General features: G+C 71.2%; 24 protein-coding genes, 1 pseudogene and 1 riboswitch. Of the genes and pseudogenes, 19 read left to right on the forward strand and 6 right to left on the reverse strand.

Features of this window, described 5'->3' with window-relative positions:
* Positions 1–163: 163 nt before the first annotated feature.
* A complete protein-coding gene (locus ABZT02_RS33565) occupies positions 164–850 on the reverse strand; it encodes a DUF5995 family protein (protein ID WP_356024329.1) in 687 nt (228 codons plus the stop codon).
* A 172-nt stretch (positions 851–1,022) separates the two neighbouring features.
* Between ABZT02_RS33565 and ABZT02_RS33570 the strand changes: the two genes are divergently transcribed.
* Both ABZT02_RS33570 and ABZT02_RS33575 read left to right on the forward strand, forming a co-directional pair.
* Entirely contained in the window at positions 1,023–2,159 is a 1,137-nt protein-coding gene (locus ABZT02_RS33570; RefSeq protein WP_356024471.1) for a glycoside hydrolase family 6 protein, read from the forward strand.
* A gap of 82 nt (positions 2,160–2,241) precedes the next feature.
* Entirely contained in the window at positions 2,242–2,700 is a 459-nt protein-coding gene (locus ABZT02_RS33575; protein WP_356024332.1) for a thioesterase family protein, read from the forward strand.
* Here the strand turns inward: ABZT02_RS33575 and ABZT02_RS33580 are convergent.
* Positions 2,660–3,871 carry an MFS transporter gene (locus ABZT02_RS33580; RefSeq protein ID WP_356024334.1) on the reverse strand — a complete coding sequence of 404 codons (1,212 nt, stop codon included), beginning with the start codon at positions 3,869–3,871 and terminating at the stop codon, positions 2,660–2,662. The genes ABZT02_RS33575 and ABZT02_RS33580 overlap by 41 nt on opposite strands.
* 112 nt (positions 3,872–3,983) lie before the next feature.
* Between ABZT02_RS33580 and ABZT02_RS33585 the strand changes: the two genes are divergently transcribed.
* The 10 genes from ABZT02_RS33585 (at position 3,984) to ABZT02_RS33630 (ending at position 13,163) form a co-directional block, all read left to right on the forward strand.
* Positions 3,984–5,228: an ROK family transcriptional regulator gene (locus ABZT02_RS33585; RefSeq protein ID WP_356024336.1), complete on the forward strand. Its 1,245-nt coding sequence runs from the start codon at positions 3,984–3,986 to the stop codon at positions 5,226–5,228.
* Positions 5,229–5,524: 296 nt separating this feature from the next.
* Positions 5,525–5,655: riboswitch (FMN riboswitch) on the forward strand.
* A 145-nt stretch (positions 5,656–5,800) separates the two neighbouring features.
* Positions 5,801–6,406, forward strand: a complete 606-nt coding sequence (locus ABZT02_RS33590) for a riboflavin synthase (protein WP_356024338.1) — start codon at positions 5,801–5,803, stop codon at positions 6,404–6,406.
* Positions 6,403–7,044 carry a nicotinamide mononucleotide transporter family protein gene (locus ABZT02_RS33595; RefSeq protein WP_356024341.1) on the forward strand — a complete coding sequence of 214 codons (642 nt, stop codon included), beginning with the start codon at positions 6,403–6,405 and terminating at the stop codon, positions 7,042–7,044. The genes ABZT02_RS33590 and ABZT02_RS33595 overlap by 4 nt, the downstream gene beginning before the upstream one ends.
* Positions 7,041–8,384 (forward strand): bifunctional 3,4-dihydroxy-2-butanone-4-phosphate synthase/GTP cyclohydrolase II, encoded by a 1,344-nt coding sequence (locus ABZT02_RS33600; RefSeq protein ID WP_356024343.1) that lies wholly within the window; start codon positions 7,041–7,043, stop codon positions 8,382–8,384. Before ABZT02_RS33595 ends, ABZT02_RS33600 begins: the two co-directional genes overlap by 4 nt.
* 24 nt (positions 8,385–8,408) lie before the next feature.
* The gene (gene ribH / locus ABZT02_RS33605) at positions 8,409–8,894 is read left to right on the forward strand and encodes a 6,7-dimethyl-8-ribityllumazine synthase (protein ID WP_356024345.1); all 486 of its coding nucleotides are present in this window, start codon (positions 8,409–8,411) and stop codon (positions 8,892–8,894) included.
* A 34-nt stretch (positions 8,895–8,928) separates the two neighbouring features.
* Positions 8,929–9,201 (forward strand): phosphoribosyl-ATP diphosphatase, encoded by a 273-nt coding sequence (locus tag ABZT02_RS33610; protein ID WP_020117406.1) that lies wholly within the window; start codon positions 8,929–8,931, stop codon positions 9,199–9,201.
* 44 nt (positions 9,202–9,245) lie between these two features.
* A complete protein-coding gene (gene hisG / locus ABZT02_RS33615) occupies positions 9,246–10,103 on the forward strand; it encodes an ATP phosphoribosyltransferase (RefSeq protein ID WP_356024347.1) in 858 nt (285 codons plus the stop codon).
* Between the two features lie 14 nt (positions 10,104–10,117).
* A complete protein-coding gene (locus ABZT02_RS33620; protein WP_356024349.1) occupies positions 10,118–10,576 on the forward strand; it encodes a PH domain-containing protein in 459 nt (152 codons plus the stop codon).
* Between the two features lie 179 nt (positions 10,577–10,755).
* The gene (locus ABZT02_RS33625; protein WP_356024352.1) at positions 10,756–12,090 is read left to right on the forward strand and encodes a hemolysin family protein; all 1,335 of its coding nucleotides are present in this window, start codon (positions 10,756–10,758) and stop codon (positions 12,088–12,090) included.
* Positions 12,087–13,163: a hemolysin family protein gene (locus ABZT02_RS33630; RefSeq protein ID WP_356024354.1), complete on the forward strand. Its 1,077-nt coding sequence runs from the start codon at positions 12,087–12,089 to the stop codon at positions 13,161–13,163. Before ABZT02_RS33625 ends, ABZT02_RS33630 begins: the two co-directional genes overlap by 4 nt.
* A gap of 107 nt (positions 13,164–13,270) precedes the next feature.
* Here the strand turns inward: ABZT02_RS33630 and ABZT02_RS33635 are convergent, their stop codons facing one another.
* Together ABZT02_RS33635 and ABZT02_RS33640 are read right to left on the reverse strand one after the other, a co-directional pair.
* On the reverse strand, positions 13,271–15,136 hold the full coding sequence (locus tag ABZT02_RS33635; RefSeq protein ID WP_356024357.1) for an AAA family ATPase: 1,866 nt from the start codon (positions 15,134–15,136) through the stop codon (positions 13,271–13,273).
* Positions 15,137–15,568: 432 nt separating this feature from the next.
* On the reverse strand, positions 15,569–16,189 hold the full coding sequence (locus ABZT02_RS33640) for a hypothetical protein (protein WP_356024360.1): 621 nt from the start codon (positions 16,187–16,189) through the stop codon (positions 15,569–15,571).
* A 244-nt stretch (positions 16,190–16,433) separates the two neighbouring features.
* On the opposite strand from ABZT02_RS33640, the gene ABZT02_RS33645 reads away from it, so the two are divergent.
* The 3 genes from ABZT02_RS33645 to ABZT02_RS33655 all read left to right on the forward strand — a co-directional run bounded on the left by ABZT02_RS33645 (position 16,434) and on the right by ABZT02_RS33655 (position 18,808).
* Positions 16,434–17,795, forward strand: a complete 1,362-nt coding sequence (locus ABZT02_RS33645; protein WP_356024362.1) for a peptidase C39 family protein — start codon at positions 16,434–16,436, stop codon at positions 17,793–17,795.
* A 143-nt stretch (positions 17,796–17,938) separates the two neighbouring features.
* Positions 17,939–18,079, forward strand: a complete 141-nt coding sequence (locus ABZT02_RS33650) for an SCO1431 family membrane protein (RefSeq protein ID WP_356024364.1) — start codon at positions 17,939–17,941, stop codon at positions 18,077–18,079.
* A gap of 66 nt (positions 18,080–18,145) precedes the next feature.
* On the forward strand, positions 18,146–18,808 hold the full coding sequence (locus ABZT02_RS33655; RefSeq protein WP_356024366.1) for a TetR/AcrR family transcriptional regulator: 663 nt from the start codon (positions 18,146–18,148) through the stop codon (positions 18,806–18,808).
* Between the two features lie 61 nt (positions 18,809–18,869).
* Here ABZT02_RS33655 and ABZT02_RS33660 read toward each other — a convergent pair whose 3' ends face one another.
* A complete protein-coding gene (locus ABZT02_RS33660) occupies positions 18,870–20,102 on the reverse strand; it encodes a glycoside hydrolase family 18 protein (protein ID WP_356024368.1) in 1,233 nt (410 codons plus the stop codon).
* Positions 20,103–20,445: 343 nt separating this feature from the next.
* Between ABZT02_RS33660 and ABZT02_RS33665 the strand changes: the two genes are divergently transcribed.
* Both ABZT02_RS33665 and ABZT02_RS33670 read left to right on the forward strand, forming a co-directional pair.
* A complete protein-coding gene (locus tag ABZT02_RS33665) occupies positions 20,446–21,618 on the forward strand; it encodes an acyl-CoA dehydrogenase (protein WP_356024370.1) in 1,173 nt (390 codons plus the stop codon).
* A 337-nt stretch (positions 21,619–21,955) separates the two neighbouring features.
* A pseudogene (locus ABZT02_RS33670) lies at positions 21,956–22,655 on the forward strand (phosphotransferase).
* A 10-nt stretch (positions 22,656–22,665) separates the two neighbouring features.
* Here ABZT02_RS33670 and ABZT02_RS33675 read toward each other — a convergent pair.
* A complete protein-coding gene (locus ABZT02_RS33675) occupies positions 22,666–23,100 on the reverse strand; it encodes a hypothetical protein (RefSeq protein ID WP_356024372.1) in 435 nt (144 codons plus the stop codon).
* A gap of 268 nt (positions 23,101–23,368) precedes the next feature.
* Between ABZT02_RS33675 and ABZT02_RS33680 the strand changes: the two genes are divergently transcribed.
* Entirely contained in the window at positions 23,369–23,809 is a 441-nt protein-coding gene (locus ABZT02_RS33680) for an Lrp/AsnC family transcriptional regulator (protein ID WP_004002750.1), read from the forward strand.
* A 119-nt stretch (positions 23,810–23,928) separates the two neighbouring features.
* On the forward strand, positions 23,929–25,515 hold the full coding sequence (locus ABZT02_RS33685) for an amidohydrolase (RefSeq protein ID WP_356024375.1): 1,587 nt from the start codon (positions 23,929–23,931) through the stop codon (positions 25,513–25,515).
* The last annotated feature ends 512 nt before the right edge of the window (positions 25,516–26,027 follow it).

Genomic DNA, 26,027 nt, shown 5'->3' on the forward strand with positions numbered 1-26,027 from the left:
CACGCGAGGACCAGTGCTCGACTGACTCTGTGGGGCTGCCTTGCCGGACTGGCCGTGGCCCTGGCCATTCCGGTGACCATAGTGGTGACCGTTCTCCTGTTCGGGATGCCGAGCCCCTAGGGCTGTGTCGTCTGGGCGGTCGGCGTCGGCGGGACCTGTCGGATCAGTCCGGCAGCGGGGTGAGCAGCATGCGGCCCGCGAACCCCACCGCCGTGTCCAGCCGCTCGGTGAACTCCCCGGCCACGTCGGGCAGTCCGCGCAGGGCCCACAGGGCGCGGGCCGCGGTCCAGGTGGCGTCGCGGGCCCGCTCCAGGCTCCAGGAGCCCAGCAGATGGGTGAGCGGGTCGGCGATCTGGAGGAGGTCGGGGCCCGGCATCAGATCTTCGCGGATGCGCTCCTCCAGCGAGACGAGGAGATCGCCCACGCGGTCGAACTCGTCCTCCACGTCGGCGGGTTCGCAGCCGAGGCTACGACAGGTGTCCACCACGGCGAGCGCCAGGTCGTGCCCGATGTGCGCGTTGATGCCCGCCAGCGCGAACTGAAGCGGGCGTACGCCGGGATGGCGGCGGAACTGGAACAGGGGCCGCCAACAGGCCGGCGGACGGTGCTCGCGGGCGGCCGCGTCCACCGCCGCGAGATAGCGCTCGGCGAACCGCACGTCCAGCGTGATCGCGGCCCGCGCGTCCGTGAACCGGCCCCGGTCGACGCACCGGTCGACCGCCTCGGTGACGGCGAGGTAGACGCGGTTGAAGACCGCCAGGCCGTCCCGCTCCGGGAGCTCCTCGTCCAGGGCGCGCATACGGGAGACGACCGCGTCGAGGGGAGAGGTGAACTGTTCCAATTGCGCCATAGCGGCAGGGTCCCAGTCCTAGGCTGGCCAGGGTACCGGCGGGCCCGACGCTTCCCCAGAACGGGGGAACGCGCCTGCCGCGCGAGGGGGGAGCGACAGGGTGTCAGGCTTACGTGCCCAGCGGCTGGCCGCGCGCCGCGCCGCACGCAGGCGTGCCACGGGCCGCGGCGCGATGGTCGCGGCGGCCTCCCTGGTGGTCGCCGTCGGCACCGCGACCGGGATGCTCTCCGCACTCGGTGATCGTGACGGTTCCGACCAGGCGCGGCCGGGGTTCGTCAGCGGCTCCCCGAGCCGGGATTCGCCCTCTGCCGTGCCGTCGGCGTCCGAACCGGCCTCCCCTGACGTTTCCGTCTTCGCCTCTGACTCGCCTTCCGCGCGGGCGAGTGCGTCCCCGTCCGCCGAGAAGGCGAGCCCCGCCTCCACGAAGGCCCGGACCACCACCGCCACCCGCCTCTACCGGCACCCCTCCTCCCAGGTGCTCGACTGGGTGCAGGGCAACCCGCGCGACCCGCGCGCCGGCGTCATCGAGTCCCGCATCGCCGACCGGCCGGCCGCGGTCTGGTTCGCCGACTACGCCCCGGCGACCATCACCTCCCGGGTCCGCGCGGTCACTTCGGGCGGCGCCGCGCAGGGCCGGGTCCCGGTGCTCGTGGCGTACGTGATCCCGGACCGCGACTGCGGCGGCGCCTCCGAGGGCGGGGCGCCGGATCTCGGCGCGTACGACGCCTGGATCGACCGGTTCGCCGCGGGGCTCGGCTCCCGCGAGGTCGTCGTCGTCCTGGAGCCCGACGCGATCGCCCAGTCCGACTGCCTCTCGGCCGCGGGGCGCGCCGAACGCTTCGCCTCGCTGGCCCGCGCGGGCCGCGTCCTGAAGGCCGCGAACCCCGCGGCCCGCGTCTACTACGACGCCGGTCACTCCGGTTGGCGCCCCGCCGCGGAACAGGCGGCCCTGCTGAAGCAGGCGGGCGCCGCCTCGGCCGGGTCCTCCGACGGGATCTTCAGCAACGTCTCCAACTTCCACACCACCCCCGCCGAGATCGCCTACGACCGTCAGGTCCTCGACGCCCTGGGCGGACCGTCGAGCCTGGGCGCCGTCATCGACACCAGCCGCAACGGCAACGGCGCCCCGTCCGACGGCGAGTGGTGCGACCCGGCAGGGCGGAGGATCGGCCGGCCACCGACCCTGAACACCGGCGAGGCGAAGATCGACGCCTACCTGTGGGTGAAGCTCCCGGGGGAGTCGGACGGCTGCAAGGGCACACCGGGCACCTTCAGCCCGTCGTACGCCTATGAACTGGCCTCGCCGTAGGCCGGCCGGCGGCCACTCCGACACGGGGTGAGCAACCGCTTAGGATAGGGGTCGTTGCTCTATACATCCAGGAGTCCCGCCCGTGACCACCGAAGCCCCCCTCGCCCCCGCTCTGTCCTACGGCCGGCTGATCCCGGTCACGGTCCACTTCGACGACCTGGACGCCCTGGGCATGCTCCACAACGCCCGCTACCCGCTGCTCGTCGAGCGGGCCTGGAGCGAGTTCTGGGAGGACCACGGCATCCGCTTCGACGGTGACTGGGCGAGCGCCGGGGACGCCTGCAACGTCGTCAAGGAGCTACTGATCAGCTACGACGCCCCCGTCACCCGGAGCGGCCCCTACGCCGTCCACCTCTGGCTGGAGCGCCTCGGCACCACGGGTCTGACCTACGGCTTCCGGTTCTGTTCCGCGGACGGGGCCACGACCTACGCGCGCGGCACCCGGGTGCTGGTCCGGCTGGACGCGCGGACACTGCGCCCCGCGCCCTGGAGCGAGGGCTTCAGGGCCGCCGGTCGGGAACTGCTGCGGCCGCGGGGCTGAGCTTCGGGCGGTCGCGGTCGCCGGCGCGCAGCACACCCGCGAAGGCGACGAGGCCGCCGGCCAGGACGGTCACCAGGATGAAGGAGACCGTCAGGCTGGTGGCCTGGGCCACCCCGCCCAGCAGGCTCGGTGCGATGAGCCCCGAGGTGTAGGTGATGGTCGCGACGCCCGCGATCGCCTGGCTCGGGTTGGGCCCGCTGCGCCCCGCCGCCGCGAAGCACAGCGGCACGACCACGGCGATGCCGAGACCCATCAGGGCGAAGCCGGCCATCGCCACCGCCGGATGTTCCGCAACAACGATGAGCAGCCCGCCACCGGCGGCCAGGAAACCGCCCAGGCGGACCGTGCGCACCGAGCCGAAGCGGTTGACCACGGCGTCGCCCACGATCCGGGCCACCGCCATGGTGAGCATGAAGCCGGTCGTGCAGGCGGCCGCGAGTCCCGCCGAGGAGTCCAGCCGGTCCTTGAGATAGACCGCCGACCAGTCCAGGCTCGCCCCCTCCGCGAACACCGCGCAGAAACCGACCGTACCGATCAGCAGAGCCGACTTCGGGGGCAGCGCGAACCGGGGCGGTGGTTCCTCGTCCGCGTCGGCCTGCACATCGAGGACCCACTGGCAGGCCAGCACACCGAGCACGGTGAGACAGGCCGTCGCGAGCGCGAAGTGCACGCGCGCGTCCGCGCCGAGATGCGCGGCGAGCGTGCCGCCCGCGGAGCCCACCAGCGCGCCCGCGCTCCACATCCCGTGCAACCCGGACATGATCGACTTGCCCAGCAGGTTCTCGACCTCGACGCCCAGCGCGTTCATGACGACGTCCGCCATGCCGGCGCTCGCGCCGTACACGAACATCGCCATGCACAGGGTGTAGAGGTTGGGCGCGAGCGCCGGCAGCACCAGGGACAGCGTCCACATCACGATCAGCCCGCGCAGCGCCGTCCGGCTGCCGAAGCGGTGGCTGACCCGGGCGGCCAACGGCATCGCGCAGGACGCGCCGAACGCGGTGAACGCCAGGGCGAAGCCCAGTTGACCCGCGCCCACCGAGGCATGGTCCTGGATCCACGGCACCCGCGTCGCGAACGAACCGGTCACGGCCCCGTGCACGGCGAACACGGCGGCCACGGCGTACCGGGCCCGCCGTACCTCTGCCGACGCGTGCACCACATCCCTCATGGTCGGACCCCTCCCGGCTTCTCGTCCTCCGCTGCTGCCGCCGTAAACTATCAGGAACCCTGCCTGATAGATAGCGCATATCCCGCACTGCGGATCTGAGAGGATTCCCGGCATGCCCGCATCCCCGAGCACCGCCCGGGCCATCAACGACCGGCTCGCCCTGCGACTGCTCCAGCAGGAAGGCCCGCTGACGGCAGGGCAGTTGAAGCAGCTCACCGGACTGTCCCGGCCGTCCGTCGCCGACCTCGTCGAGCGCCTCGCCGCAGCCGGACTGATCGACGTGGTCGGGGAGTCGGGGGAGCAGCGCCGCGGCCCGAACGCCAGGCTGTACGGCATCGTCGCCGACCGGGCCCACCTCGCGGCCCTCGACGTCCGCACCGAGGGCGTCTCCGTCGTCGTCTCCGACCTGCTGGGGCGGGTGCTGGCCGAGGCGTCGGTGCCCATCGGCGGGGACACCGGGACCGGGCCCGCGGTCGAGCAGGCCGTCGCGCTGGTCGAGCGGGCGGCGAAGGAGGCGGGGGTGCCGGAGCTCCACACCGTCGGCATCGGCGCCCCCGGCCTGATCGACCCGGCCACGGGCGAACTCCGCGACTCCGGCGGCCTGCCCGCATGGCACCGGCGACTGATGCTGGCGCTGCAGGAGCGGCTCCCCGAGACCCGCATCCATGTCGAGAACGAGACCAACCTCGCGGCGCTGGCGGAACAGCGCGAGGGGGTCGCCCGGGACCGGGACACCTTCGTCCTGCTGTGGCTCGGCCATGGCACGGGCGCCGCCGTCGTCCTGGAGGGCACCCTGCGCCGGGGCGCGTCGGGCGGCACGGGGGAGATCGGTTTCCTGCCGGTGCCGGGCACCGCGGGACTGCCGTCGGCCGTGGACTGCGAGGGGGGTTTCCACTCCCTGGCGGGGTCGGCGGCGATCGTGGAACTGGCGCAGCGGCACGGGCTGACGGTCGCCGCGGAGGGGTACGAGCCGCTGGCCGCGAGCGTGGTCCGGGAGGCGGTGGCGGGCGCCGCGACGGAGTTCCTCGACGCCCTCGCCGACCGCCTCGCCGTGGGAGTCGCCTCGGTCGTCGCCATCCTCGACCCGGGCTGCCTGGTCCTGGCCGGCGAGGTGGGCCGGGCGGGCGGGGCGGACCTCGCGGCGAGAGTGGAGCGACGGGTCCGCCGTATGTCACCGCTGCCCACGGAGGTGCGGGCGAGCGCGCTGGGGGGAGGAGCCGTCCTGCGAGGAGCCCTGCTCACGGCCAGGGAGAGGGCTCAGGACGAGTTGTTCGGGCCCCTTCAAGGGCGCGCGGTGCTGCCGGGTCACGCGACTGCGCCGCGTGGGCGCGACCAGCTCCCGCCGGCTCGCGGATAGCCCTCGAACTTCCTTTTCCGTGCTGCCTTTTCGGGCGCGAGATGCCCGCCCTCGCGAGCGAGGGAGACCCGGCGGCGGGCAAGGGCCGTCGTCACCGCCGCCGGGCCCGTCTCTACGGGTGTCCACGCATGGCGACCCTAAAAAGGACTAGACCATTACGTCAATGGATCTGCGCCAACCGCTCCTTGGGAATCCGGGCTGTCGCACAAGTCCATCGGTACCGCCTGTGAGCCACCCCACACCCTTCGCCTGTATGGACGTCGATCAGGCGTGGCAGACTGGCTCTGTACCAGAAGCAGCGCACTCCGGGGTCGGTGAAAGTCCGAACCGGCGGTTACAGTCCGCGACCCGACCGCTTCCAGCGGCCGGTTGACCAGGTGAAATTCCTGGACCGACGGTTAAAGTCCGGATGGGAGGCAGTGCGCGCGGGCGGGCATTCGTGCGCGCCGTCGTATCCGCTCGTCCTGAGGGACGAGTGCGTCCGGCGTCGCCCCCGGTGTTCCCGCTCGTCCATTCTGTCGTCATCGACAGCCCCGGAGTCCGTGCCACATGAGGCAGGGAGGACCCGGGAAGTGTTCACCGGAATCGTCGAAGAGCTGGGCGAGATCACCGCCGTCGAGAACCTCGGCGACGCCTGTCGCTTCCGACTGCGCGGCCACGTCGTCACCGAGGGCGCGAAACACGGAGACTCCATCGCCGTCAACGGCGTCTGCCTCACCGTCGTCGACCACGAGGGCGACGAGTTCACCGCCGACGTCATGGCCGAAACCCTCGACCGCTCCAGCCTCGGCGCCCTGGGTGTGGGCTCCCGCGTCAACCTGGAGCGCCCCACCGCCGTGGGCGCCCGCCTCGGCGGGCACATCGTGCAGGGACACGTGGACGGCACCGGCGAGGTCCTGGAGCGCAAGCCCTCCGAGAACTGGGAGATCATCAAGATCTCGCTCCCGGCGGACCTGGCGCGCTATGTCGTGGAGAAGGGCTCCATCACGGTCGACGGCATCAGCCTCACCGTCGTGGACGCCGGCCCCGACTACTTCACCGTCAGCCTGATCCCCACCACCCTCGCCCTGACCACGCTCGGCCTCAAGCAGCCCGGCGCCCCGGTCAACCTCGAGGTGGACGTCGTCGCCAAATACGTCGAGCGCCTGCTCGCGAGCAGTCAGGGGGCAGGGAAGTGAACTCCCTCAACACCGAGGCCTTCACCCTGTTCGGCCAGCACATCCTCTGGTCGGACATGATCGGCAACATCCTCGGCCTCGTCGCCCTCGCCCTCGGCTGGCGGCGCAACCTGTGGAGCTGGCCGGTGCAGTTCGCCTCCGGCCTCATCCTCTTCGGCGCCTTCTTCGGGCACCTCACCGGCAGCGCCGGCAAGCAGGCCGTCGTCATGGTCGTCGCCCTGTACGGCTGGTGGCAGTGGAACCGCAACAAGGGCCAGTCCGGGGACGGTCACATCGCCCCGCGGTTCGCCACCTGGACCGAGCGCGCGGTGATGACCGGCGCGGCCGCCGCCGGCACCGTCGCGGTCGCCCTCCTCTTCAAGGCCTACCCGACCCTGTCCTGGGACCCCTGGCCGGACGCCTACATCTTCGTCGGCACCGTCGTCGCCATGTACGCCCAGGCCCGCGGCATGGTCGAGTTCTGGTTCGCCTGGCTCCTCGTCGACCTCGTCGGCGTCCCGCTGAACTTCGCCAACGGCTACGCCTTCTCCGGCTTCGTCTACGTCATCTACGGCGCGCTCGTCCTGTGGGGCATGCGCGACTGGTGGCTGCGCTCGCGTGAGTCCGCGCGGCCCGTCATGGAAGGAGCGCCGGCATGACCGCCCGCCCGTCACCCGCCACCACCCCAACCGAGGCGCTTCGCGTCACCCCTTCGATCCCACCCGTTCTGTACAGCACCGACGGGTTCGAGGACTTCGCGCTGGACCCGGTCGAGCAGGCCATCGCCGACATCGCGGCCGGCCGCCCCATCGTGGTCGTCGACGACGAGGACCGCGAGAACGAGGGCGACCTGGTCGTCGCCGCCGAGAAGGTCACTCCCGAGATCGTCGCCTTCATGATGAGCGAGTGCCGCGGCCTGATCTGCGCCCCCATGGAGGGCGACGAACTGGACCGGCTGAAGCTGCCTCAGATGGTCGACGACAACACCGAGTCGATGAAAACCGCGTTCACCGTCTCCGTGGACGCGTCCGGCGCCCACGGTGTGACCACCGGGATCTCGGCATCCGACCGCGCGACCACACTTCGGCTCCTCGCGGGCGGCGACGCCGAGCCCACCGACTTCGTCCGCCCCGGCCACATCTTCCCGCTGCGCGCCAAGGACGGAGGCGTCCTCACCCGCAACGGTCACACCGAGGCCGCCGTCGACCTCGCCCGGCTCGCGGGACTGCGCCCGGCCGGCGCGATCGTCGAGATCGCGGGCGAGGACGGCCGGATGCTGCGGCTGCCCGAGCTGATCCCCTTCGCCCGCAAGCACGGCCTGACGATCATCTCCATCGAGGATCTGATCGCCTACCGCCGCACCAGCGAGCCCACGGTCCGCCGCGAGGCCGAGACCCGGCTGCCCACCGCCCACGGCACGTTCAGGGCGTACGGCTACCGCTCCACCGTCGACGGCGTCGAGCATGTCGCCCTCGTCCACGGCGAGATCGGCGACGGCGAGGACGTCCTGGTCCGCGTCCACTCCGAGTGCCTGACCGGCGACATCTTCGGCTCCCTGCGCTGCGACTGCGGCCCCCAGCTGGACGCCTCCCTGGAGCGCATCCAGGCCGAGGGCAGGGGAGTGGTGGTCTACCTGCGCGGCCACGAGGGGCGCGGCATCGGCCTGCTCTCCAAGCTGCGGGCGTACGAACTCCAGGAACAGGGCCACGACACCCTCGACGCCAACCTGGAGCTCGGCCTGCCCGCCGACGCCCGTGACTACGGCGCCGGCGCGCAGATCCTGGAGGACCTGGGCGTGCGCAGCCTGCGCCTGATGACCAACAACCCCGACAAGTCCGACGCCCTCCTGCGCCACGGCCTCAAGGTCACCGGCCGGGAGCCGATGCCCGTACAGGCGGGTGAGCACAACCTCCGCTACCTGCGCACCAAGCGGGACCGGATGGGCCACGACCTGCCCTGGCTGGACACGAGCCCCGTGTCCACCTGCAGCAACCAGTAAGCACTTCGAGGAGAGTTCGAGAACGTGAGCGGCAAGGGTGCACCGGAGCTGTCCGTACGCAACGTGGGTGACCTGCGGGTCGCCGTCATCGCGGCACAGTGGCACGAGAAGGTGATGGACGGACTGGTCGACGGCGCCCTGCGCGCCCTGCGCGACCTGGGCATCGACGAGCCGACCCTGCTCCGGGTCCCCGGCAGCTGGGAGCTCCCGGTCGTCGCCAAGGTCCTCGCGGGCCGCGGCTACGACGCGATCGTCGCCCTCGGCGTCGTCATCCGCGGCGGCACCCCGCACTTCGAGTACGTGTGCCAGGGCGTCACCCAGGGCCTCACCCAGGTCTCCGTGGAGACCGGCGTCCCCGTCGGCATGGGCGTGCTGACCTGCGACACCGAGGAACAGGCGCTGGACCGCGCGGGCATCGAGGGCTCCAACGAGGACAAGGGGCACGAGGCGGTGACGGCGGCGGTGGCCACGGCGGCCACCCTCCGCTCAGTATCTGAACCGTGGCACTAGGTGGTCCGGGCTTACGCGTAAAGTGGGCGCCACCATGTCCAATAAGACGTTCGAGGAGCTCTTCACCGAGCTCCAGCACAAGGCCGCCAACGGCGACCCCGCCACTTCCCGCACCGCAGAGCTGGTCGGCAAGGGCGTCCATGCCATCGGCAAGAAGGTCGTCGAAGAGGCCGCCGAGGTCTGGATGGCCGCCGAGTACGAGGGTAAGGAGGCGGCCGCCGAGGAGATCTCGCAGCTGCTCTACCACGTCCAGGTGATGATGGTCGCGCGCGGGATCTCCCTCGACGACGTCTACGCCCACCTGTAAGCCACGCGCCGAAACCACCCCTGAGAGCAAAGGAAGCCGACCTCATGCTGCGCATCGCCGTCCCCAACAAGGGTTCCCTGTCAGGCCCTGCGGCGGACATGCTGCATGAGGCCGGCTACCAGCAGCGCCGCGAGTCCAAGGAACTGCGGATCGTCGACCCGGTCAACGACGTCGAGTTCTTCTACCTCCGCCCCCGCGACATCGCGATCTACGTCTCCTCCGGGCAGCTCGACATCGGCATCACCGGCCGCGACCTGCTGATCGACTCCGGCGCCGACGCCGAGGAGATCCTGCCCCTCGGCTTCGCCCGCTCCACCTTCCGCTTCGCCTCCAAGCCGGGCACGGCCAACGGCGTCGAGGACCTGAAGGGCAAGACGGTCGCCACCTCGTACGAAGGGATCGTCGCGGGGCACCTCGCCGACAACGGCATCGACGCCTCGGTCGTCCACCTCGACGGCGCGGTCGAGACCGCCATCGAGCTCGGGGTCGCCGAGGTCATCGCGGACGTCGTCGAGACCGGCACCAGCCTGCGCAACGCGGGCCTGGAGGTCTTCGGCGAGCCGATCATGAAGTCCGAGGCGATCGTCATCCGCCGCACCGGCGCCGACGGCGAGGAGGCTTCGGAGTCGAAGGTCCAGCAGTTCCTGCGCCGCCTCCAGGGCGTCCTGGTGGCCCGGACGTACGTGATGATGGACTACGACTGCCGGGTCGAGCAGCTCGAGAAGGCCGTCGCGCTCACGCCCGGCCTGGAGTCCCCGACCGTGTCCCCGCTGCACAACGAGGGCTGGGTCGCCGTCCGTGCCATGGTCCCCGCCAAGGAAGCGCAGCGGATCATGGACGACCTGTACGACATCGGCGCGCGGGCCATCCTGACCACGGCCATCCACGCCTGCCGTCTCTGAGGGGCGCGCCGCAGATGTCCTCCGAACTGCCCACCCTCCCCGTCACCTTCCGGCCCGGCCGCACCCGTGCCGTGCTGATCACCGCGGGTGTCGCGATCTTCGTGACGATCACGGTGATCGCGCTCCTGCTGGAGCAGCTGGGCCCCGGCGAGCGCCTGAGCTTCATCGTCACGGCGGCCCTGCTCGCCGGTGTGCTGTTCCTCCTGGCGCGGGTGAAGGTCGTCGCCGACGAGTCCGGTGTCACCGTCCAGAACATCGCCGGCCGGCGGCATCTGGAATGGGCCGAGATCATCCAGGTGAACCTCCGCCCGGGCGACCCGTGGGTGTTCCTCAATCTCAGCGACGGCACCAGCCTGCCCGCCCTCGGCATCCAGCCGGGCATCGCGAAACACCAGGCCATCGCCGACGCGAAGGCCCTGCGGGCGCTCGCCGAGGCGCACTCCACAGCCCGCTCCGACGAAGATCAGGGCTGACTCAGGTGCTGCCACCCTGCCGCAGTCGGCCATGTCTTGATTAATCTGTTGGCGGAGGCGTTTTCCTTGCGCCTCCGCCTCTCGTTGTTCCTGCTACCCGAGGAGTGACTCCCTCCAGCGATGGACGGATCGTCCTGTAGTACCTGCGCCGCCCCCTCCCCACATATCGAGGCGGCGGCATGACCATCCCCCTGCTGCTCCTGGGAGCGGCTTTCCTGCTGATCCTGGCCAACGGCTTCTTCGTGGCGGCCGAGTTCGGCCTTGTCACCGTCGAGGCCACGGACGCCGAGAAGGCCGCGGCCGAAGGCGACCGTCGTGCCCGCAGGGTCGCCGAGTCGCTCAAGGAGCTGTCGTTCCAGCTCTCCGGCACCCAGCTCGGCATCACCATCACCTCCCTGGTCGTCGGCATGCTCGCCGAACCGGCCCTGGCGGAACTGCTGCACGGCCCGTTCACGGCCGTCGGCGTCCCCGAGGGCGCGGTCTCCGGCGTGGCCGTCGTCGTCGGCATGCTGCTGGCCTCGGCCGTGCAGATGGTGATCGGCGAACTCGTACCCAAGAACTGGGCGATCTCCAAGCCGATGCAGGTCGCGCGCTTCGTCGCGGGCCCGCAGCACGTCTTCGCCCGGCTGTTCCGGCCGGTGATCGCCGCCCTGAACTCAGTGGCCAACCGCCTCGTCCGCGCGCTCGGCATCGAGCCGGCCGAGGAACTGGCCTCCGCCCGCACCCCGGGCGAGCTGGTCTCCCTGGCCCGCCACTCGGCGCAGGCCGGCGCCCTGGAACAGGACACCGCGGACCTCTTCGTCCGCACCCTGTCCCTCGCCGAGCTCACCGCGCAGCACGTCATGACCCCGCGTGTGAAGGTCAGCTCGCTCCAGGCCTCCGCCACCGCCGAGGACGTCGTCAACCTCACCCGCGCCACCGGCCTGTCCCGCTTCCCGGTCTACCGGGAGAAGATCGACGAGATCGTCGGCATGGCCCACCTCAAGGACGCCCTGGCGGTCCCGGTGCAGGACCGCCTGCGCACCCCGGTCTCCCGCATCGCGCGCCCGGCGCTGCTGGTCCCCGAGACCCTGCCGGTCCAGCCCCTCCTCGCCCAGCTGCGCAACGAGCAGCCCATCGCCGTCGTCGTCGACGAGTACGGCGGCACGGCCGGCGTGGTCACCCTGGAGGACATCGTCGAGGAGATCGTCGGCGAGGTCCGCGACGAGCACGACGGACAGGACGTCCCCGAACTCGCCGCCGCCCCGCCCGAGGACGGCCGCCTCGCCTGGGACGCCGACGGCAGCTGCCGGGTCGACGTCCTGCAGCGCATAGGCCTCGACGTGCCCGAGGGCCCGTACGAGACCGTCGCCGGGCTGGTCGCCGACCTGCTCGGCCGTATCCCCGCCGTCGGCGACCGGGCCGAACTGCCCGGCTGGCGGCTCACCGTCCGCCAGGTCGGGCACTACCGCGCCGAGCGGGTCCGCCTGGTCCGGACGGTCCCCGCGGTCAACGTCATGGAGGCCGCCCGATGAGCGTGCTCCAACTCCTCTTCGCAGCCCTGCTCGTGCTCGCCAACGGCTTCTTCGTCGGCGCCGAGTTCGCGCTGGTCTCCGTACGCCGCAGCCAGATCGAACCGCTCGGCACGGCGCGGGCCCGCCAGGTGCTGTACGGCCTCGAGCGGCTGCCCCAGATGATGGCGGCGGCCCAGTTCGGCATCACGGTGTGCTCGCTGACGCTCGGCGCGGTCGCCGAACCGACGGTCGCGCACCTGCTGGAGCCGGTCTTCGAGTGGGTCCACCTGCCGCACGGCATGATCCATCCGCTGGGCTACATCATCGCCCTGGCCGCGGTCGTCTTCTTCCACCTCGTCATCGGCGAGATGGTCCCGAAGAACCTCGCGATGGCCGCCCCCGAGAAGGTCTCGCTCTGGCTCAGCCCCGGCCTGGTCTACTTCGCCCGCCTGTGCAGGCCGATCACCATCGCCCTCGGCGCCTGCGCCCGGGCCATCCTGCGGCTCTTCAACGTCGAGCCCAAGGACGAGGTCGAGGCGGTCTTCACCAGCGAACAGCTGAACCGGCTGGTGGAGGACTCCGGCCAGGCGGGTCTCCTGGACCCCGAGGAACAGGAACGCCTGGAGGACGCGCTGGAACTGGGCTCGCGCCCGGTGACGGACGTCCTGCTGAGGCGCGAGTCCCTCGTGACGGTGCGCCCGTCGGTGACCCCGGGCCAGATCATCGAACTCACCGGCCGGACCGGGTACTCCCGCTTCCCGATCGCCGCGGAGAACGGTGCGTTCATGGGGTATCTGCACGTGAAGGACGTACTGGATCTGGAGGACTCGCAGCGGGCGGTGCCCCAGCAGATCTGGCGGCCGATGACGAAGCTGCGATCCGATCTGCCGCTGGATGACGCGCTCACCGTGATGCGCAGGGCGGCGACGCACCTGGCCCAGGTGGCGGACGGGTCGGGCAAGGTGCTCGGGCTGGTCGCGCTGGAGGACGTGCTGGAGCTGCTGGTCGGTGAGGTACGGGATCCGGCGCACCGGGAGCTTCCGGAGGTCCGGGTCACGGAGCCGCGGAGCAGCGAGGAAGCGCTGGCGTCGTAGTTCTTCGGCTGCGGGTTCCCCGCGCCCCTGAGTAGGTGACTGCACCCACTTGTTTTCAGGGGCGCGGGGAACCGCGCGAGAAGCCCCACCGGCCCGCAGCCGACGAACTACATCGCCGACGGATCCTGCGGTCCCCGACCCGACAGAACCTCTCCGTACGCCTGCATCAGATCCGGCAGCCGAAGTGTCGACAAGTCGTCCCGGCTCAGCATCCCGGGATACACGGACAACCGAAGATCCCGATACGCGCAGCTCTTCTCGTACAGCGTCCGCAGGAACCGTCCGTTGCCCAGTTCGTCGATCCAGCCCTGGTCCACCACGTGTCCGGCGATGGAGCGCAGCTCGTCCAACGCCTCCTCGTCCCAGATGTCGCCGTTGTCCGCCGCCAACACCTCGCCGATGGAGGTGAGTTCGAGGGGGCGGTAGGACGGAAAGTCGACGCGGGTCGTGAAGCGGGACGACAGTCCGGGGTTCGCGGCCAGCAGCCGGTCCATGCCCTCCGGGTAACCCGCGAGGATCACGACCAGGTGGTCCCGGTTGTCCTCGGCCCGCTTCAGCAGTACCTGGAGCGCCTCGTCGCCGTACGCGTCGCCCTTGCCGTAACCGGAGTTGGAGAGCGAGTACGCCTCGTCGACGAAGAGGACGCCACCGAGGGCCGAGTCGATGAGCTCGTTGGCCTTCACCGCCGTCTGCCCGAGGTACTCCCCGACCAGATCGGCCCGCTGCGCCTCGACGAGATGGTCGCCGCCGAGCAGTCCCAGGGCGTAGAAGACGCGGCCCAGGATGCGGGCCACCGTGGTCTTGCCGGTGCCGGAGGGCCCGGAGAAGACGAAGTGACGTTTGGGCGGCTGGACCGGCAGGCCCTGCCCGGCGCGGAGCCGGGCCATGTTCAGCTGGGCGGACAGGGCCTTGACCTGGCGCTTCACGGGTTCCAGCCCCACCATGCGCTCAAGCTCGGTGAGCGCCTCCTCCAGTAAGACCGGATCGGTGGGCCCCGCGGGCAGCGGCACCGCCCCCGCGCCGGACCTGTCGCGCCCGGCCGGGTCGGTCATCGAGGGCAGCGGACCGGTGGGCGGCGGCTCCGGATCGGAGAGCTTCAGCTCCCGTCCCTCGGCGCCGAAGAGCGGGTCGATCCCGTCGGGCCCCTCCAGGACGTCCTGGCCGAACCCGGTGAGCGTGATCGCCGCGAGGTCGGCGGGGTCGTCGTACCCGTCGCCCTCGGCGATCGCGGCGAGCCGGGCCGAGGTGTCCATGAAGGCGGGGTCGACGCGGTGCACGGCCCGGTAGAGGGGGAGCGCGGCCGCGGACCGGCCCGTCCCCTCGTGCGCCCGGGCCAGCCAGTACCGCAGCTCCTTGCGCTGGGGCTGCTCGCTGCGGCAGCGCATCAGGGCCGCCGAGAGCAGAGGTTCGGCCTGGCCGTACATCTCCAGGCGGACCCGGGCCATGCCGCCGAACAGACCCGCCTCGATGCCGAGCATGGCGTCGTCGATCAGCGGGTCGGTGTGCCGGACCAGCTGTTCCCAGTCCTTGACGAGATACGCGCGGCACGCGTGCAGGAAGCGGACCTGGTGGTCGGTGTCCACCGGAGGCAGCCCCGCCAGGGCCCGGTCGAGCTCGGGGACGTGACGCCCGTCCAGCCAGTGCGAGGCGTGGGCGAGCAGCAGGTCGCGCGGGCTCTCCAGGACCGGTTGCACCCACCAGCCCAGCCAGTACCAGGAGTTGAGGGTGCGCCGGTGCCGCGCGCGCTGTTCGCCGAAGCGTTCGCGGTGCCGGAACATCCGGAGCAGCGCGGTCGTCGTGTCGACGCGCAGCGCGTGCAGCCCGAGCCAGCCGTCGGCCATCCCGGGATCGATCCGCACCGCGGCCCGGAACTCCTCCTCCGCCTGTGGGTAGGCGCCCATCGTGTAGGCGTCCACACCTCGCAGCCAGGCGAGGTCGGCCGGGGCCTCGGGGCCCTGCGTGCCGAAATCCATCACGTCCCCCACAAACCGTGCCCCCGTGGTTTCACCACCGGGCCGACGCCCGGTGGCCGCCTTCGTCCAACCGCTGTGCCGCGGACCGGAGTTGCAACGGTGCGCAGAGCAGTCGTCCGTAGGTCGCACCGAGGGCATCGTACCTGCGGTGGCGTCGCCCGCCGTAGGGTGCCGCACAGGCCGTTTGGCGAGGTGGGAGCAGATGGGGCGCACCGTGGGTGGTGACCGAGGGTGAGCGAATCGCGCCTCACAGGGTCCGGAAATCCGTGTGAGGGCAGAACGAAGCCCCCGATCACGGGGGAACAACCGGGGGCTTCGCGACTGCGGGCGGCCTCGAACGGCCGCACATTGAGAACGTAAGACCTGTACGGCCCCTCGGTCAAGCGGAGTTGGGCGACTCAGGCAAGTTCCTACCGGTGGGTCTTCACAGGTTCAACACATTGCCGCCGGGCCGTCACCCTGAGTGACATCGCGGTCCGGACCAACGGTCTCCGCAGGCCCTTTGGTGGTCGCGTATCCCTCCTGGCACTGGTGTACCAGGAGATCGGCGAAGGGGCGGGAGGGGTCTTCGGCGAAATGCCGTTGTTCCGCCACGACCCACTGCTCCCAGAACTCCCGCAGGTCCGCCCCGTCCCGGGAGCGGCCGCGTGCCCAGGACTCCTCGCGGGGCAGCTCCATCCACAGCAGCCGCGCCAGGTACGGCCGCAACGCGCGCCGGCCCGCGCCGACCCCCTCCAGGAGGATCACCGGCGCGGGCGGCAGGGCGCGGGGCGGACCGAAGCGGCGCGCGTGCCAGTCGTAGGGGGCGTAGTGCGCGGTCTCGCCCCGGCCGAGCGGGGTGATCACCTCGCTCAGCAGCCGGCCGGTCCAGTCGAAGAGTTCGTCGTGGCTGGCGATGTCGTCGAGGTGCAGCACCGGCGCGCCGCCGAAAGCGTCGGCCAACTGCCGGGCGAACGTGGACTTTCCGGAGCCCGCGTGCCCGTCGATGCCGATCAGACGGACCGGGCCGCAGGACGGCGGAAGTCGGCGAAGCCGGGAGGCGAGGTCGTGCACGGCGTTCCTGGGGATGGACGGGCGGACGGACGGGCAGGCGGGGCGCGGCCAGTCTAGTGACGGCCGCGGCCGGGCGACGGAACCCGGAACCACGGATTCCCAGGTCATGCCAGTGGACGAGACCAATATTCGTGGGCGTGGCATGGGCCGAAGTGCTGGCAGGAGCATGCCGCCTCATCCATAGTTGGCGCACAACCGTGCATTGGAACCGCCCCGACTCGGACACCTGGGGGTCTTCCCACCCATGAGCAGAGCCGAACAGCCGTCCCGCAGAACCGTTCTGGCCGTGGCGGTCGCCGCCGCGGTGGCAGGCGGCGCGGGCCCCGCGAACGCCACCGGCAACACGGCGGTGGCGGAACCCGACGAGACCACCGCCCGCCCGGTCGACCACCACGCCTGGACCACCTACAGCGACTGGCGCAGCGGCACCGCCAACGGCGCCCGTGCCGTCGCCGGCCACCGCCCCGGTGTCGTGATCGGCGCCCCCGCGGGCGCCACCGAGTACACCGACCCGCACACCGGGATCACCGCCCCCTGGGAGTACGCGACCTGGACCTCACCGGTCCACGCACTCTCCGTGCCCTCGACCGAGGTGATCGCCTCCTGGAACGCGCACACCCCGGCGGGCACCTGGATCCAGGTCGAGCTGCAGGGGACGTACTCCGACGGCACGGCCACCCCCTGGTACGTGATGGGCCGCTGGGCGGCGGGCGACGGGGACATCAAGCGGACCTCGGTCGACGACCAGACCGACGGCAAGAGCACGATCTGGACGGACACCTTCGCCATCGACGACCCCTCGACCGGGCTGCGCCTGGCGTCGTACCGGCTGCGGCTGACCCTGTACCGCAAGCCCGGCGCGAAGAACACGCCGACCGTCTGGCGGCTCGGCGCGATGGGCTCGGACGTCCCGGACCGCTTCACCGTCCCGGCCTCCGCACCCGGCCTCGCCCGGGAGCTGATCGTCCCGCGCTACTCGCAGGAGATCCACAAGGGCCAGTACCCGGAGTACGACAACGGCGGCGAGGCCTGGTGCAGCCCCACCTCCTCGCAGATGATCATCGAGTACTGGGGCGGCCGGCTCACCAAGGAGCAACTGGCCTGGGTCGACCCGTCGTACGCCGACCCGCAGGTCTGCCACGCGGCCCGGTACACCTACGACTACCAGTACGCGGGCTGCGGCAACTGGCCGTTCAACGCGGCCTACGCGGCCACCTTCAAGGATCTCCAGGGAGTGGTGACGCGGCTCGGCTCGCTCACCGACCTGGAGACGCTGATCGCGGCCGGCATCCCGGCCATAACGTCCCAGTCGTTCCTCAAGGAGGAGCTCACGGGGGCCGGTTACGGCACCTCGGGCCACCTCATGACGGTGATCGGCTTCACCGCCGAGGGCGATGTGATCGCCAACGACCCGGCCTCGCCGAGCGACGAGGCGGTGCGGCGCGTGTACAAGCGGCGCGAGTGGGAGAACATCTGGCTGCGCACCAAGCGGTACAACGCCAGTGGCAAGGTCGTCTCCGGCACCGGAGGCGTCTGCTACCTGTACTTCCCCGCCCGCCCGACCCCGCGCCAGCGCAAGGCGCTCGCGGCGGTGGGCGTGCGCTGAGTCGTCCTCGAACCGCCCCCGGCACCCGCCCGGGGGCGGTTCGCTGTGACCAAGGTCTCGGCCGCAAAAGCGACCGAGAGTGGCAAGGTGGACGGATCGGCGGGGGGATTCCGACCCATGTACCCGAGAATCAGCGAGACGCCATGACCGCACACTCTGCCACCGCCGCCCGCGCCCGTACCGGAGGCCCCGAGGACGGCGGCCCGAAGATCCTCGAACACGTCGCGGGATGGACCCTCGTCGCGGTGATCGCGATGCTCGTCACGCAGCTCGGCCTGCTGTGACCTGATCCACAGGTGACCTGACATACTGCGCATGTCCCGCCGCCAGCCCGAGACCAGGGTCGAAATGTGAATATCAGTGATCAGCGTGAAGCCGCCCGGCCGCGGGCTCGCGGCACCGAGCGCTCGGTTGCGCGCCGCGCCGAACTCATCGCCATCGGGCGGAAGTTGTTCGCGGACACCTCCTACGACGCGCTCTCCATGGACGACATCGCCAAGCAGGCGCATGTCGCCAAGGGGCTGATCTACTACTACTTCCAGTCCAAGCGGGGCTACTACCTGGCGATCATCCAGGACTCGGTCGCCGACCTGGTCACCTACGCGGCGAGCGGCCTGGAGATGGAGCAGGTGGACCGCGTCCACCGCACCCTGGACAGCTATCTGCGGTACGCCGAACACAACCAGGCGGCCTACCGCACCGTCGTCAGCGGCGGTGTCGGTTTCGACGCCGAGGTGCACGCCATCCGGGACGGGGTGCGGGAGGCGATCGTCGCGACCATCGCCGAAGGGGCGTACGGCCGTACCGACATCTCCCCGCTGGCCCGCATGGGCCTGCTCGCCTGGGTGTGCAGTGTCGAGGGCGCCACCCTCGCCTGGATCGACGGCCCGCCCCAGCTCTCCCGCGACACCATGCGCGACCTCCTGGTGAAGACGCTCGGCGCCTCGATGCGCGCCATCGAGGAGCTGGACCCCGCCCACCCGGCCCCGGAACCGGCTCGCCGCGACGGCTGACGGCCGGACCGGTTGGGGCGGAGGCTCGTGGTCCCCCGCCCCAAGTCCTGCCCGGATCCGGTCAGTTGATCGCCCTGATCAACTCTCCGCCCGTGGTGTCGCCGCTCAGCTCCCAGAAGAAGGTGCCGCCCAGGCCCTGCTGGTTCTTGTACGACATCTTCGTCGCGATGGTCGCGGGGGTGTCGTAACTCCACCAGTTGTTGCCGCACTTGGCGTACGCCGTGCCGCCGACCGTCCCCGTCGCCGGGCACTTGGTCCTGAGCACCTTGTAGTCGTCGATGCCCTGCTCGTAGGTGCCCGCCGCCGGGCCCGTCGCGGTGCCGCCGGGGGCCGACTGGGTCACACCGGTCCAGCCGCGGCCGTAGAAGCCGATGCCGAGCAGCAGCTTCGAGGCCGGTATGCCGAGGCCCCTGAGCTTGGCGATGGTGGCCGAGGTGTGGTAACCCGCCCTGGGGATACCGGAGTAGGAGTTCAGCGGGGAGTGCGGGGCCGTCGGTCCTGACGCGTCCCAGGCGCCGAAGTAGTCGTACGTCATCGGGTTGTACCAGTCGACGTACTGGGCCGCCCCCGCGTAGTTCGCCGCGTCGATCTTGCCGCCGGCCGTGGCGTCCGCGGTGATCGCCGCGGTGACCAGCGAACCGCTCCCGAACTTCGAACGCAGCGCCGCCATCAGGTTCTTGAACGCCTCCCTGCCGCTGGTGTCGCAGGAGTTGCCGCAGGCGTTCGGGTACTCCCAGTCGATGTCGATGCCGTCGAAGACGTCGGCCCACTTGGAGTTCTCCACCAGGTCGTAGCAGGACTGCGCGAACGCGGCGGGGTTGCGGGCGGCCTCACCGAAGCCGCTCGACCAGGTCCAGCCGCCGAAGGACCAGATGACCTTCAGGCCGGGGTGCTTCTTCTTCAGCTCGCGCAACTGGTTGAAGTTGCCCCGCAGCGGCTGGTCCCAGGTGTCCGCGACCCCGTCCACGGACTCGGCCGCCGTGTAGGTCCGGTCGGTCGCCGCGTAGGCGTCGCCCATCGCGCACTTGCCGCCGGTGACGTTGCCGAAGGCGTAGTTGATGTGGGTCAGCTTCGCCGCCGAGCCGGAGGTCTCGATGTTCTTGACGTAGTACTTGCGGTCGTAGGTGCCCCATTCGGTGAAGTAGCCGACGACCTTGGAGCCGGCCGCCTTCACCTGGGGAGCCTCCCGGGTCGCGGTCGCGCTGCTCGCGCCGGCCAGCAGGCCCGCGCCGAGGACCGCGCAACACGCGGCGGAGATCAGCGCCCGGAAGCGGGCGCGGTGGGGAACGTGCATCGGTGTCTCCTCGTGGGGGAGAGGGGAACGCCAGCCGATTGGCATGAACGCGGTGAAGCGCTGCCGGAACAGTAGGAGGACTAGACCACCTCGTCAATGGTTCGGACCAATACCGCGTCGATTCCGAGGCCGGTTGTCGGTGCGCCGGTATATCTTGAAGTAAGCGGTCGTTAACCAGTGACCCGGTGTCTCCTTTCGGGCATACTCACAGGGCGCAGCCGCTGGTCAGCAGCTTCCGTGACCCGGGAGACGCGAGCAGCGACCGGCGCCCAGTGAGACCTGCGGAGCCGCCCCACCCCACGGCGTGCGCCCGCCAGCGCCCTACAGGGAGGAGAGCGTCGCCATGCCCGACCGCGCCCCGCAGCCGGTGGACCGGCAACTGCCCACGGATGAGGCCCGGGACCTGATCTCACTCGTTCGCGACATCGCGCAGCGTGAGATCGCCCCCCAGGCGGCCGAGGAGGAGGACGCCGGGCACTTCCCGCGCGAGGTCTTCACCCTGCTCTCCCGGACCGGCCTGCTCGGTCTGCCCTACGACTCCGAACACGGCGGCGCCGACCAGCCGTACGAGGTCTACCTCCAGGTCCTCGAAGAACTCGCCGCGGCCCGCCTCACCATCGGCCTCGGCGTCAGCGTGCACACCCTCGCCTCCTACGCCCTCGCCACCTACGGCACCAAGGAACAGCAGGTCGAGCACCTGCCCGCGATGCTCGGTGGTGGACTGCTCGGCGCGTACTGCCTCTCCGAGCCCTCGTCCGGCTCGGACGCGGCCTCGCTGCGCACCAGAGCAATCCGGGACGGCGACCACTGGGTGATCACCGGCACCAAGGCCTGGATCACCCACGGCGGGGTCGCCGACTTCTACACGGTCATGGCGCGCACCGGTGAGGAGGGACCGCGCGGGATCACCGCGTTCCTGGTGCCCGCCGACGCGGAGGGCGTGAGTGCCGCGGCCCCCGAGAAGAAGATGGGCATGAAGGGCTCGCCCACCGCCCAGGTCCACTTCGACGGGGTGCGCGTGCCGGACGCGCGGCGCATCGGCGACGAGGGACAGGGCTTCGCGATCGCCCTGTCCGCGCTCGACTCGGGGCGGCTCGGCATCGCGGCCTGCGCGATCGGGGTGGCCCAGGCGGCCCTCGACGAGGCGGTCGGCTATGCGACCGGGCGACAGCAGTTCGGGCGGCCGATCGCCGACTTCCAGGGGCTGCGCTTCATGCTCGCCGACATGGCGACCCAGATCGAGGCGGGCCGGGCGCTGTACCTCGCGGCGGCGCGGCTGCGCGACGCCGGACGGCCCTTCGCCAAACAGGCGGCCATGGCCAAGCTGCACTGCACCGACACCGCGATGAGGGTCACCACCGACGCCGTCCAGGTCCTCGGCGGCTACGGCTACACCGCGGACTTCCCGGCCGAGCGGTACATGCGCGAGGCCAAGGTCCTCCAGATCGTCGAGGGCACCAACCAGATTCAGCGGATGGTCATCGCCCGTCACCTGGCGGGTCCTGAGACGCGCTGAACTGACCCGGCCTGACCTGCGGCGCCGCGAGCCGTACCCACTCCGGGTCGTGGCGCCCGGGCAAGGTCCGGCCCCGGTTGGCCCAGGCGCGCATCAGGTCACGGTAGATGGGCGGGTCCTGAGGTGGCGGCGGGGCCGGCCGATAAGGGGCCGGGACCGACGGAACCGATTCTGCGACCGGTGCATACGTACGGGTCATACCGGGGCAACGCGGGAGTCGGCGGACGGGTCACCGGTGTCCGCAATCGAGCGTGAGTTCGCGGACGTCCGGCCGAACATCTGGCCACTCACAGCGGTCTGACGTGCCGTCAGCCACCCGCCGACAGGAAGGTCGGCCATGCCCGACGACCGCCCCGTACCGCTCGACGAGTACCCCGTGCACCAGGTCCCCCTGTCCATGGAGGCGGCCACGATCGCGCTGTTGGTCCGCCTGCACGACCAAGTCCCCACGGTCGAAGCCGAGTTCCTGGCATCACCTGGCGACGGCGACGCATCGCGCCGCCACGCATCACCGCTCAACGCGCCTACTACGACTGGGTGGTCGACGGACTCGCCCGCTCATCCCTCATCGAGCAGACCTTCGACCGGCTGGAGGAACTCTGGCCACCCGACCCGGGACCGCCCGTCCTCAACTGGGGCGACGCGCGCATCGGGACGTGATCTACGACGGGTTCGACCCCGCCGCCGTCCTGGACCGGGAGATGGCGGCCCTGGCCCCGCGCTGGGTCGACCTGGGCTGGACCGTCTACCTGCACCGCTTCTTCCAGGACCTGACGGTCGCCGCAGGCCTGCGCGGACTGCCCGGCTTCCTGCGCCGCGACCGGATCGAGGCCCGCTGCGCCCGGCTCACCGGCCACACACCGCACGACGTGGACTTCTTCACGCTGTACGCCGCGCTGCGGCAAGCGATCGTCATGCCGCGCATCGCCTGTCGCCAGGCGCACTTCGGCGACGTGGCCGTACCGGCGGACTCGGACACACTGATCCTGCACCACGGCAGCCTGCGAGCCATGGTGCAGGGCAGCTACTGGGACTGAGCGAGGCCGCTCAGGCGGCCTGACGGCGCAGCACCGGTACGCGCAGGGGGCGCGAACCGGGGCCACCGACGTGCGAGAACGGCTGGGTCCGCCAGTCGAGTCCCTGAGGGAGCGTCAACAGCAGGGCGGTGTCCTGCTCCTGGGGCTCCGCCGACTCGTCCGCCGACCGGGCCTCGGAGGCCCTGCGGCCCGTACCGGCACAGACCGTGAGGCCGAACGGATTCCACGGCGAGGCGCACAGCGCGTGCTCCGGCAGCACCTCCTCGTCCGCCAGCAGGGCGATGGGCTGCGCGCAGTCCGGGCAGATCACCCGGTACATCTCGAAGGTGTCGTACGCGTCGAACTCCTCGTCGAGAGCGTCGGGTTCGACGCCCTCCGGCTCGGACACGATGACCGCCTGGAGGCGCTTGGGCGCGGTACGACCAGGACGCTGAAGACTCTGCATTGGGTTCTCCCCCTCGGGCTGGGCCGTGAAGGCACTGCGGCCTCGACCACAGCAAGCACTTCCCGTCCCGTCACGGCGGTAATCACGAGAACATCACGGAGGCCTTCGCGGGGGTGTGGCCTTCGTCACATGCCGCTCGCAGATGCCCCTGGCGGTCGCTTTGTCCCTCAGGCGGCTCACAGGCACCTCTCGGTCACATCACGAACCGGGCATGACCTGGGGCGCTCAGGTATCGGAGGAGATCAGGCGCACTGTAGGTTCTTGCGCCATGGAGGAGCTGGACCGACAAATCGTGCAGCTGCTCGTCAAGGACGGGCGGATGAGTTACACGGACCTGGGCAAGGCCACGGGCCTGTCCACCTCGGCCGTGCACCAGCGGGTGCGACGGCTGGAGCAGCGTGGTGTCATCCGCGGGTACGCCGCGGTGGTCGACCCCGAGGCGGTGGGCCTGCCCATGACCGCCTTCATCTCGGTGAAACCGTTCGACCCCAGCGCCCCCGACGACATCGCGGACCGCCTGGCCGGTGTCCCCGAGATCGAGGCGTGCCACAGCGTGGCCGGCGACGAGAACTACATCCTGAAAGTGCGGGTGGCGACTCCGCACGAGCTGGAGGAGCTGCTGGCGAGGCTCAGGTCGCTGGCGGGGGTCTCGACGCGTACGACGGTGGTCCTCTCGACCCCGTACGAGGCAAGGCCACCGCGCATCTGACCAGACGGGATCCATAGGCTTTCAGGGGCGCGGAGCACGGCGCGACCAGCCACAACGCACCGGCATGCGGCAATCGACCCGCACCGCTGGGGCGCGAAGCCCCCTGCGAAACTGTCCCCATGAGTGAACCGAAGACCGTCCTCCTGCGCCGAGGCGAGGTACACAGCCCCGCCGACCCGTTCGCCACGGCGATGGTCGTGGAGCGAGGCCAAGTCGCCTGGGTCGGCTCGGAGGGCGCCGCGGACGCCTTCGCCGACGGCGTCGACGAGACCGTGGACCTGGACGGAGCTCTGGTCACCCCCGCGTTCACGGACGCACATGTGCACACCACCGCCACGGGCCTCGCCCTCACCGGCCTCGACCTTTCCGACGCCCCCTCCCTGGACGCGGCCCTGAACCTCGTCCGAGAGTTCACCGGCGCCCGCCCCCATGACCGCGTCCTCCTCGGCCACGGCTGGGACGCCGCCCGCTGGCCCGAGAACCGCCCGCCCACACGCGAGGAACTCGACCGGGCCACCGGCGGCCGCCCCCTCTACCTGAGCCGCATCGACGTCCATTCGGCGGTCGCGACGACAGCCCTCCTCGACATGACGTCCCTCGGGGCAGTGGACGGCCCCCTCACGGCGGACGCCCACCACACGGTCCGCGCCAAGGCGCTCGGCTCCGTCTCGCCGTCCCAGCGCGCGCAGGCGCAGCGCGCGGCCCTCGCCCACGCCGCCTCCCTCGGCATCGGCACCCTTCACGAATGCGCAGGCCCCGAGATCTCCTCCGAGGACGACTTCACGGGGCTGCTGCGGCTGGCGAGAGATGAGCCGGGCCCGAGGGTGGTCGGCTACTGGGCCGAGCAGGACGTCGACAAGGCGCGCGAGCTCGGCGCGCTCGGCGCCGCCGGAGACCTCTTCGTCGACGGCGCCCTCGGCTCCCACACCGCCTGCCTGCACGAGCCGTACACCGACGCCGACCACACCGGTCTCGCCTACCTGGACGCCGCCGCCGTGGCCGCCCATGTCGCGGCCTGCACCGAGGCGGGCCTCCAGGCCGGCTTCCACGCGATCGGCGACGCGGCGGTGACCGCGGTGGTCGACGGTGTGCGCGCCGTGGCGGAGAAACTCGGCCTCGCCCGCGTCCGTGCCGCCCGGCACCGCGTCGAGCACGTCGAGATGCTCTCCCCCGAGGCCGTCGCCGCCTTCGCCGAGCTCGGTCTGACCGCCTCCGTCCAGCCCGCCTTCGACGCCCTGTGGGGCGGCGAGGACGGCATGTACGCCCGGCGCCTGGGCCGGGAGCGGGCGAGCCGTCTGAACCCCTTCGCGGCCCTTCTGCGCGCCGGTGTGCCGCTCGCCTTCGGCTCCGACAGCCCCGTCACCCCCCTCGACCCCTGGGGCACGGTCCGCGCGGCCGCCTTCCACCACACCCCCGAACACCGCGTCTCCGTGCGCGCCGCCTTCACCGCGCACACCCGCGGCGGCTGGCGGGCGGTCGGGCGGGACGACGCGGGCGTCCTGGTGCCCGGCGCCCCCGCCGACTACGCCGTGTGGCGCAGCGGCGAACTGGTCGTGCAGGCCCCCGACGACCGGGTCGCCCGCTGGTCCACCGATCCCCGCTCCGGCACCCCCGGTCTGCCGGACCTGACACCGGGCCGTGACCTGCCCGTCTGCCTGCGCACGGTGGTCGGCGGACGGACGGTCTTCGTACGGCCGGGCGAGTGATCTGTGGGGGTGGCGCGGTAACGATCGCCCGCCGCCCCGCTGTCGCGCGACCTGCGCATCCTCCGCCCTGACCAGGGCATTGACGGAAGACGTGCAGGTCGAACGGCTGTTGACAGCCGACGGCAGGAGGCCGGTAGGTTCGGCCGGGTCCACCACCGGACGCCCGACCGGGGAACCTCCGCCCAGTCGTGGCAGCGCCGCTGGGTCAGGGACGGTGTACCGCACCGGAACACCGCCACTGGGAGCCAGGCTCAGCGCTCGCGCCACGGCGAGGGGACGTTCCGTCCGGCCGGGGAGGTGTGACCCGGGTGGGGCCCGGGCGCTCAGTAGACAACGGCTTTCGGTCGACCCGCAGCCAGCGGGCCCCAGGTCGGCCCGAAGAGCGCCGGGCCCCCATCCGCAGCGAGGGCGACACTTCCGCCAAAATGGCCGAAACTTGTGTTCTTACCCCGCTTTTGTGGAAACGACACCAGCATACGAACGCCTTGTCACGTCATCGCAGGCCGTGCGCA

The sequence above is a fragment of the Streptomyces sp. NPDC005402 genome (assembly GCF_040606575.1).
Lineage (GTDB): Bacteria > Actinomycetota > Actinomycetes > Streptomycetales > Streptomycetaceae > Streptomyces.

Bases quoted from the DNA above. Each gene is read 5' to 3' on its own strand.
- ABZT02_RS33645 (WP_356024362.1), top strand. From the start codon at position 16,434: ATGAGCAGAGCCGAACAGCCGTCCCGCAGAACCGTTCTGGCCGTGGCG.
- ABZT02_RS33630 (WP_356024354.1), top strand. From the start codon at position 12,087: ATGAGCGTGCTCCAACTCCTCTTCGCAGCCCTGCTCGTGCTCGCCAAC.
- ABZT02_RS33620 (WP_356024349.1), top strand. From the start codon at position 10,118: ATGTCCTCCGAACTGCCCACCCTCCCCGTCACCTTCCGGCCCGGCCGC.
- ABZT02_RS33675 (WP_356024372.1), bottom strand. From the start codon at position 23,100: ATGCAGAGTCTTCAGCGTCCTGGTCGTACCGCGCCCAAGCGCCTCCAG.
- ABZT02_RS33610 (WP_020117406.1), top strand. From the start codon at position 8,929: ATGTCCAATAAGACGTTCGAGGAGCTCTTCACCGAGCTCCAGCACAAG.
- ABZT02_RS33660 (WP_356024368.1), bottom strand. From the start codon at position 20,102: ATGCACGTTCCCCACCGCGCCCGCTTCCGGGCGCTGATCTCCGCCGCG.
- hisG (WP_356024347.1), top strand. From the start codon at position 9,246: ATGCTGCGCATCGCCGTCCCCAACAAGGGTTCCCTGTCAGGCCCTGCG.
- ABZT02_RS33680 (WP_004002750.1), top strand. From the start codon at position 23,369: ATGGAGGAGCTGGACCGACAAATCGTGCAGCTGCTCGTCAAGGACGGG.
- ABZT02_RS33625 (WP_356024352.1), top strand. From the start codon at position 10,756: ATGACCATCCCCCTGCTGCTCCTGGGAGCGGCTTTCCTGCTGATCCTG.
- ABZT02_RS33580 (WP_356024334.1), bottom strand. From the start codon at position 3,871: ATGAGGGATGTGGTGCACGCGTCGGCAGAGGTACGGCGGGCCCGGTAC.
- ABZT02_RS33665 (WP_356024370.1), top strand. From the start codon at position 20,446: ATGCCCGACCGCGCCCCGCAGCCGGTGGACCGGCAACTGCCCACGGAT.
- ABZT02_RS33685 (WP_356024375.1), top strand. From the start codon at position 23,929: ATGAGTGAACCGAAGACCGTCCTCCTGCGCCGAGGCGAGGTACACAGC.
- ABZT02_RS33585 (WP_356024336.1), top strand. From the start codon at position 3,984: ATGCCCGCATCCCCGAGCACCGCCCGGGCCATCAACGACCGGCTCGCC.
- ABZT02_RS33635 (WP_356024357.1), bottom strand. From the start codon at position 15,136: ATGGATTTCGGCACGCAGGGCCCCGAGGCCCCGGCCGACCTCGCCTGG.
- ABZT02_RS33570 (WP_356024471.1), top strand. From the start codon at position 1,023: ATGGTCGCGGCGGCCTCCCTGGTGGTCGCCGTCGGCACCGCGACCGGG.
- ABZT02_RS33565 (WP_356024329.1), bottom strand. From the start codon at position 850: ATGGCGCAATTGGAACAGTTCACCTCTCCCCTCGACGCGGTCGTCTCC.
- ABZT02_RS33600 (WP_356024343.1), top strand. From the start codon at position 7,041: ATGACCGCCCGCCCGTCACCCGCCACCACCCCAACCGAGGCGCTTCGC.
- ABZT02_RS33650 (WP_356024364.1), top strand. From the start codon at position 17,939: ATGACCGCACACTCTGCCACCGCCGCCCGCGCCCGTACCGGAGGCCCC.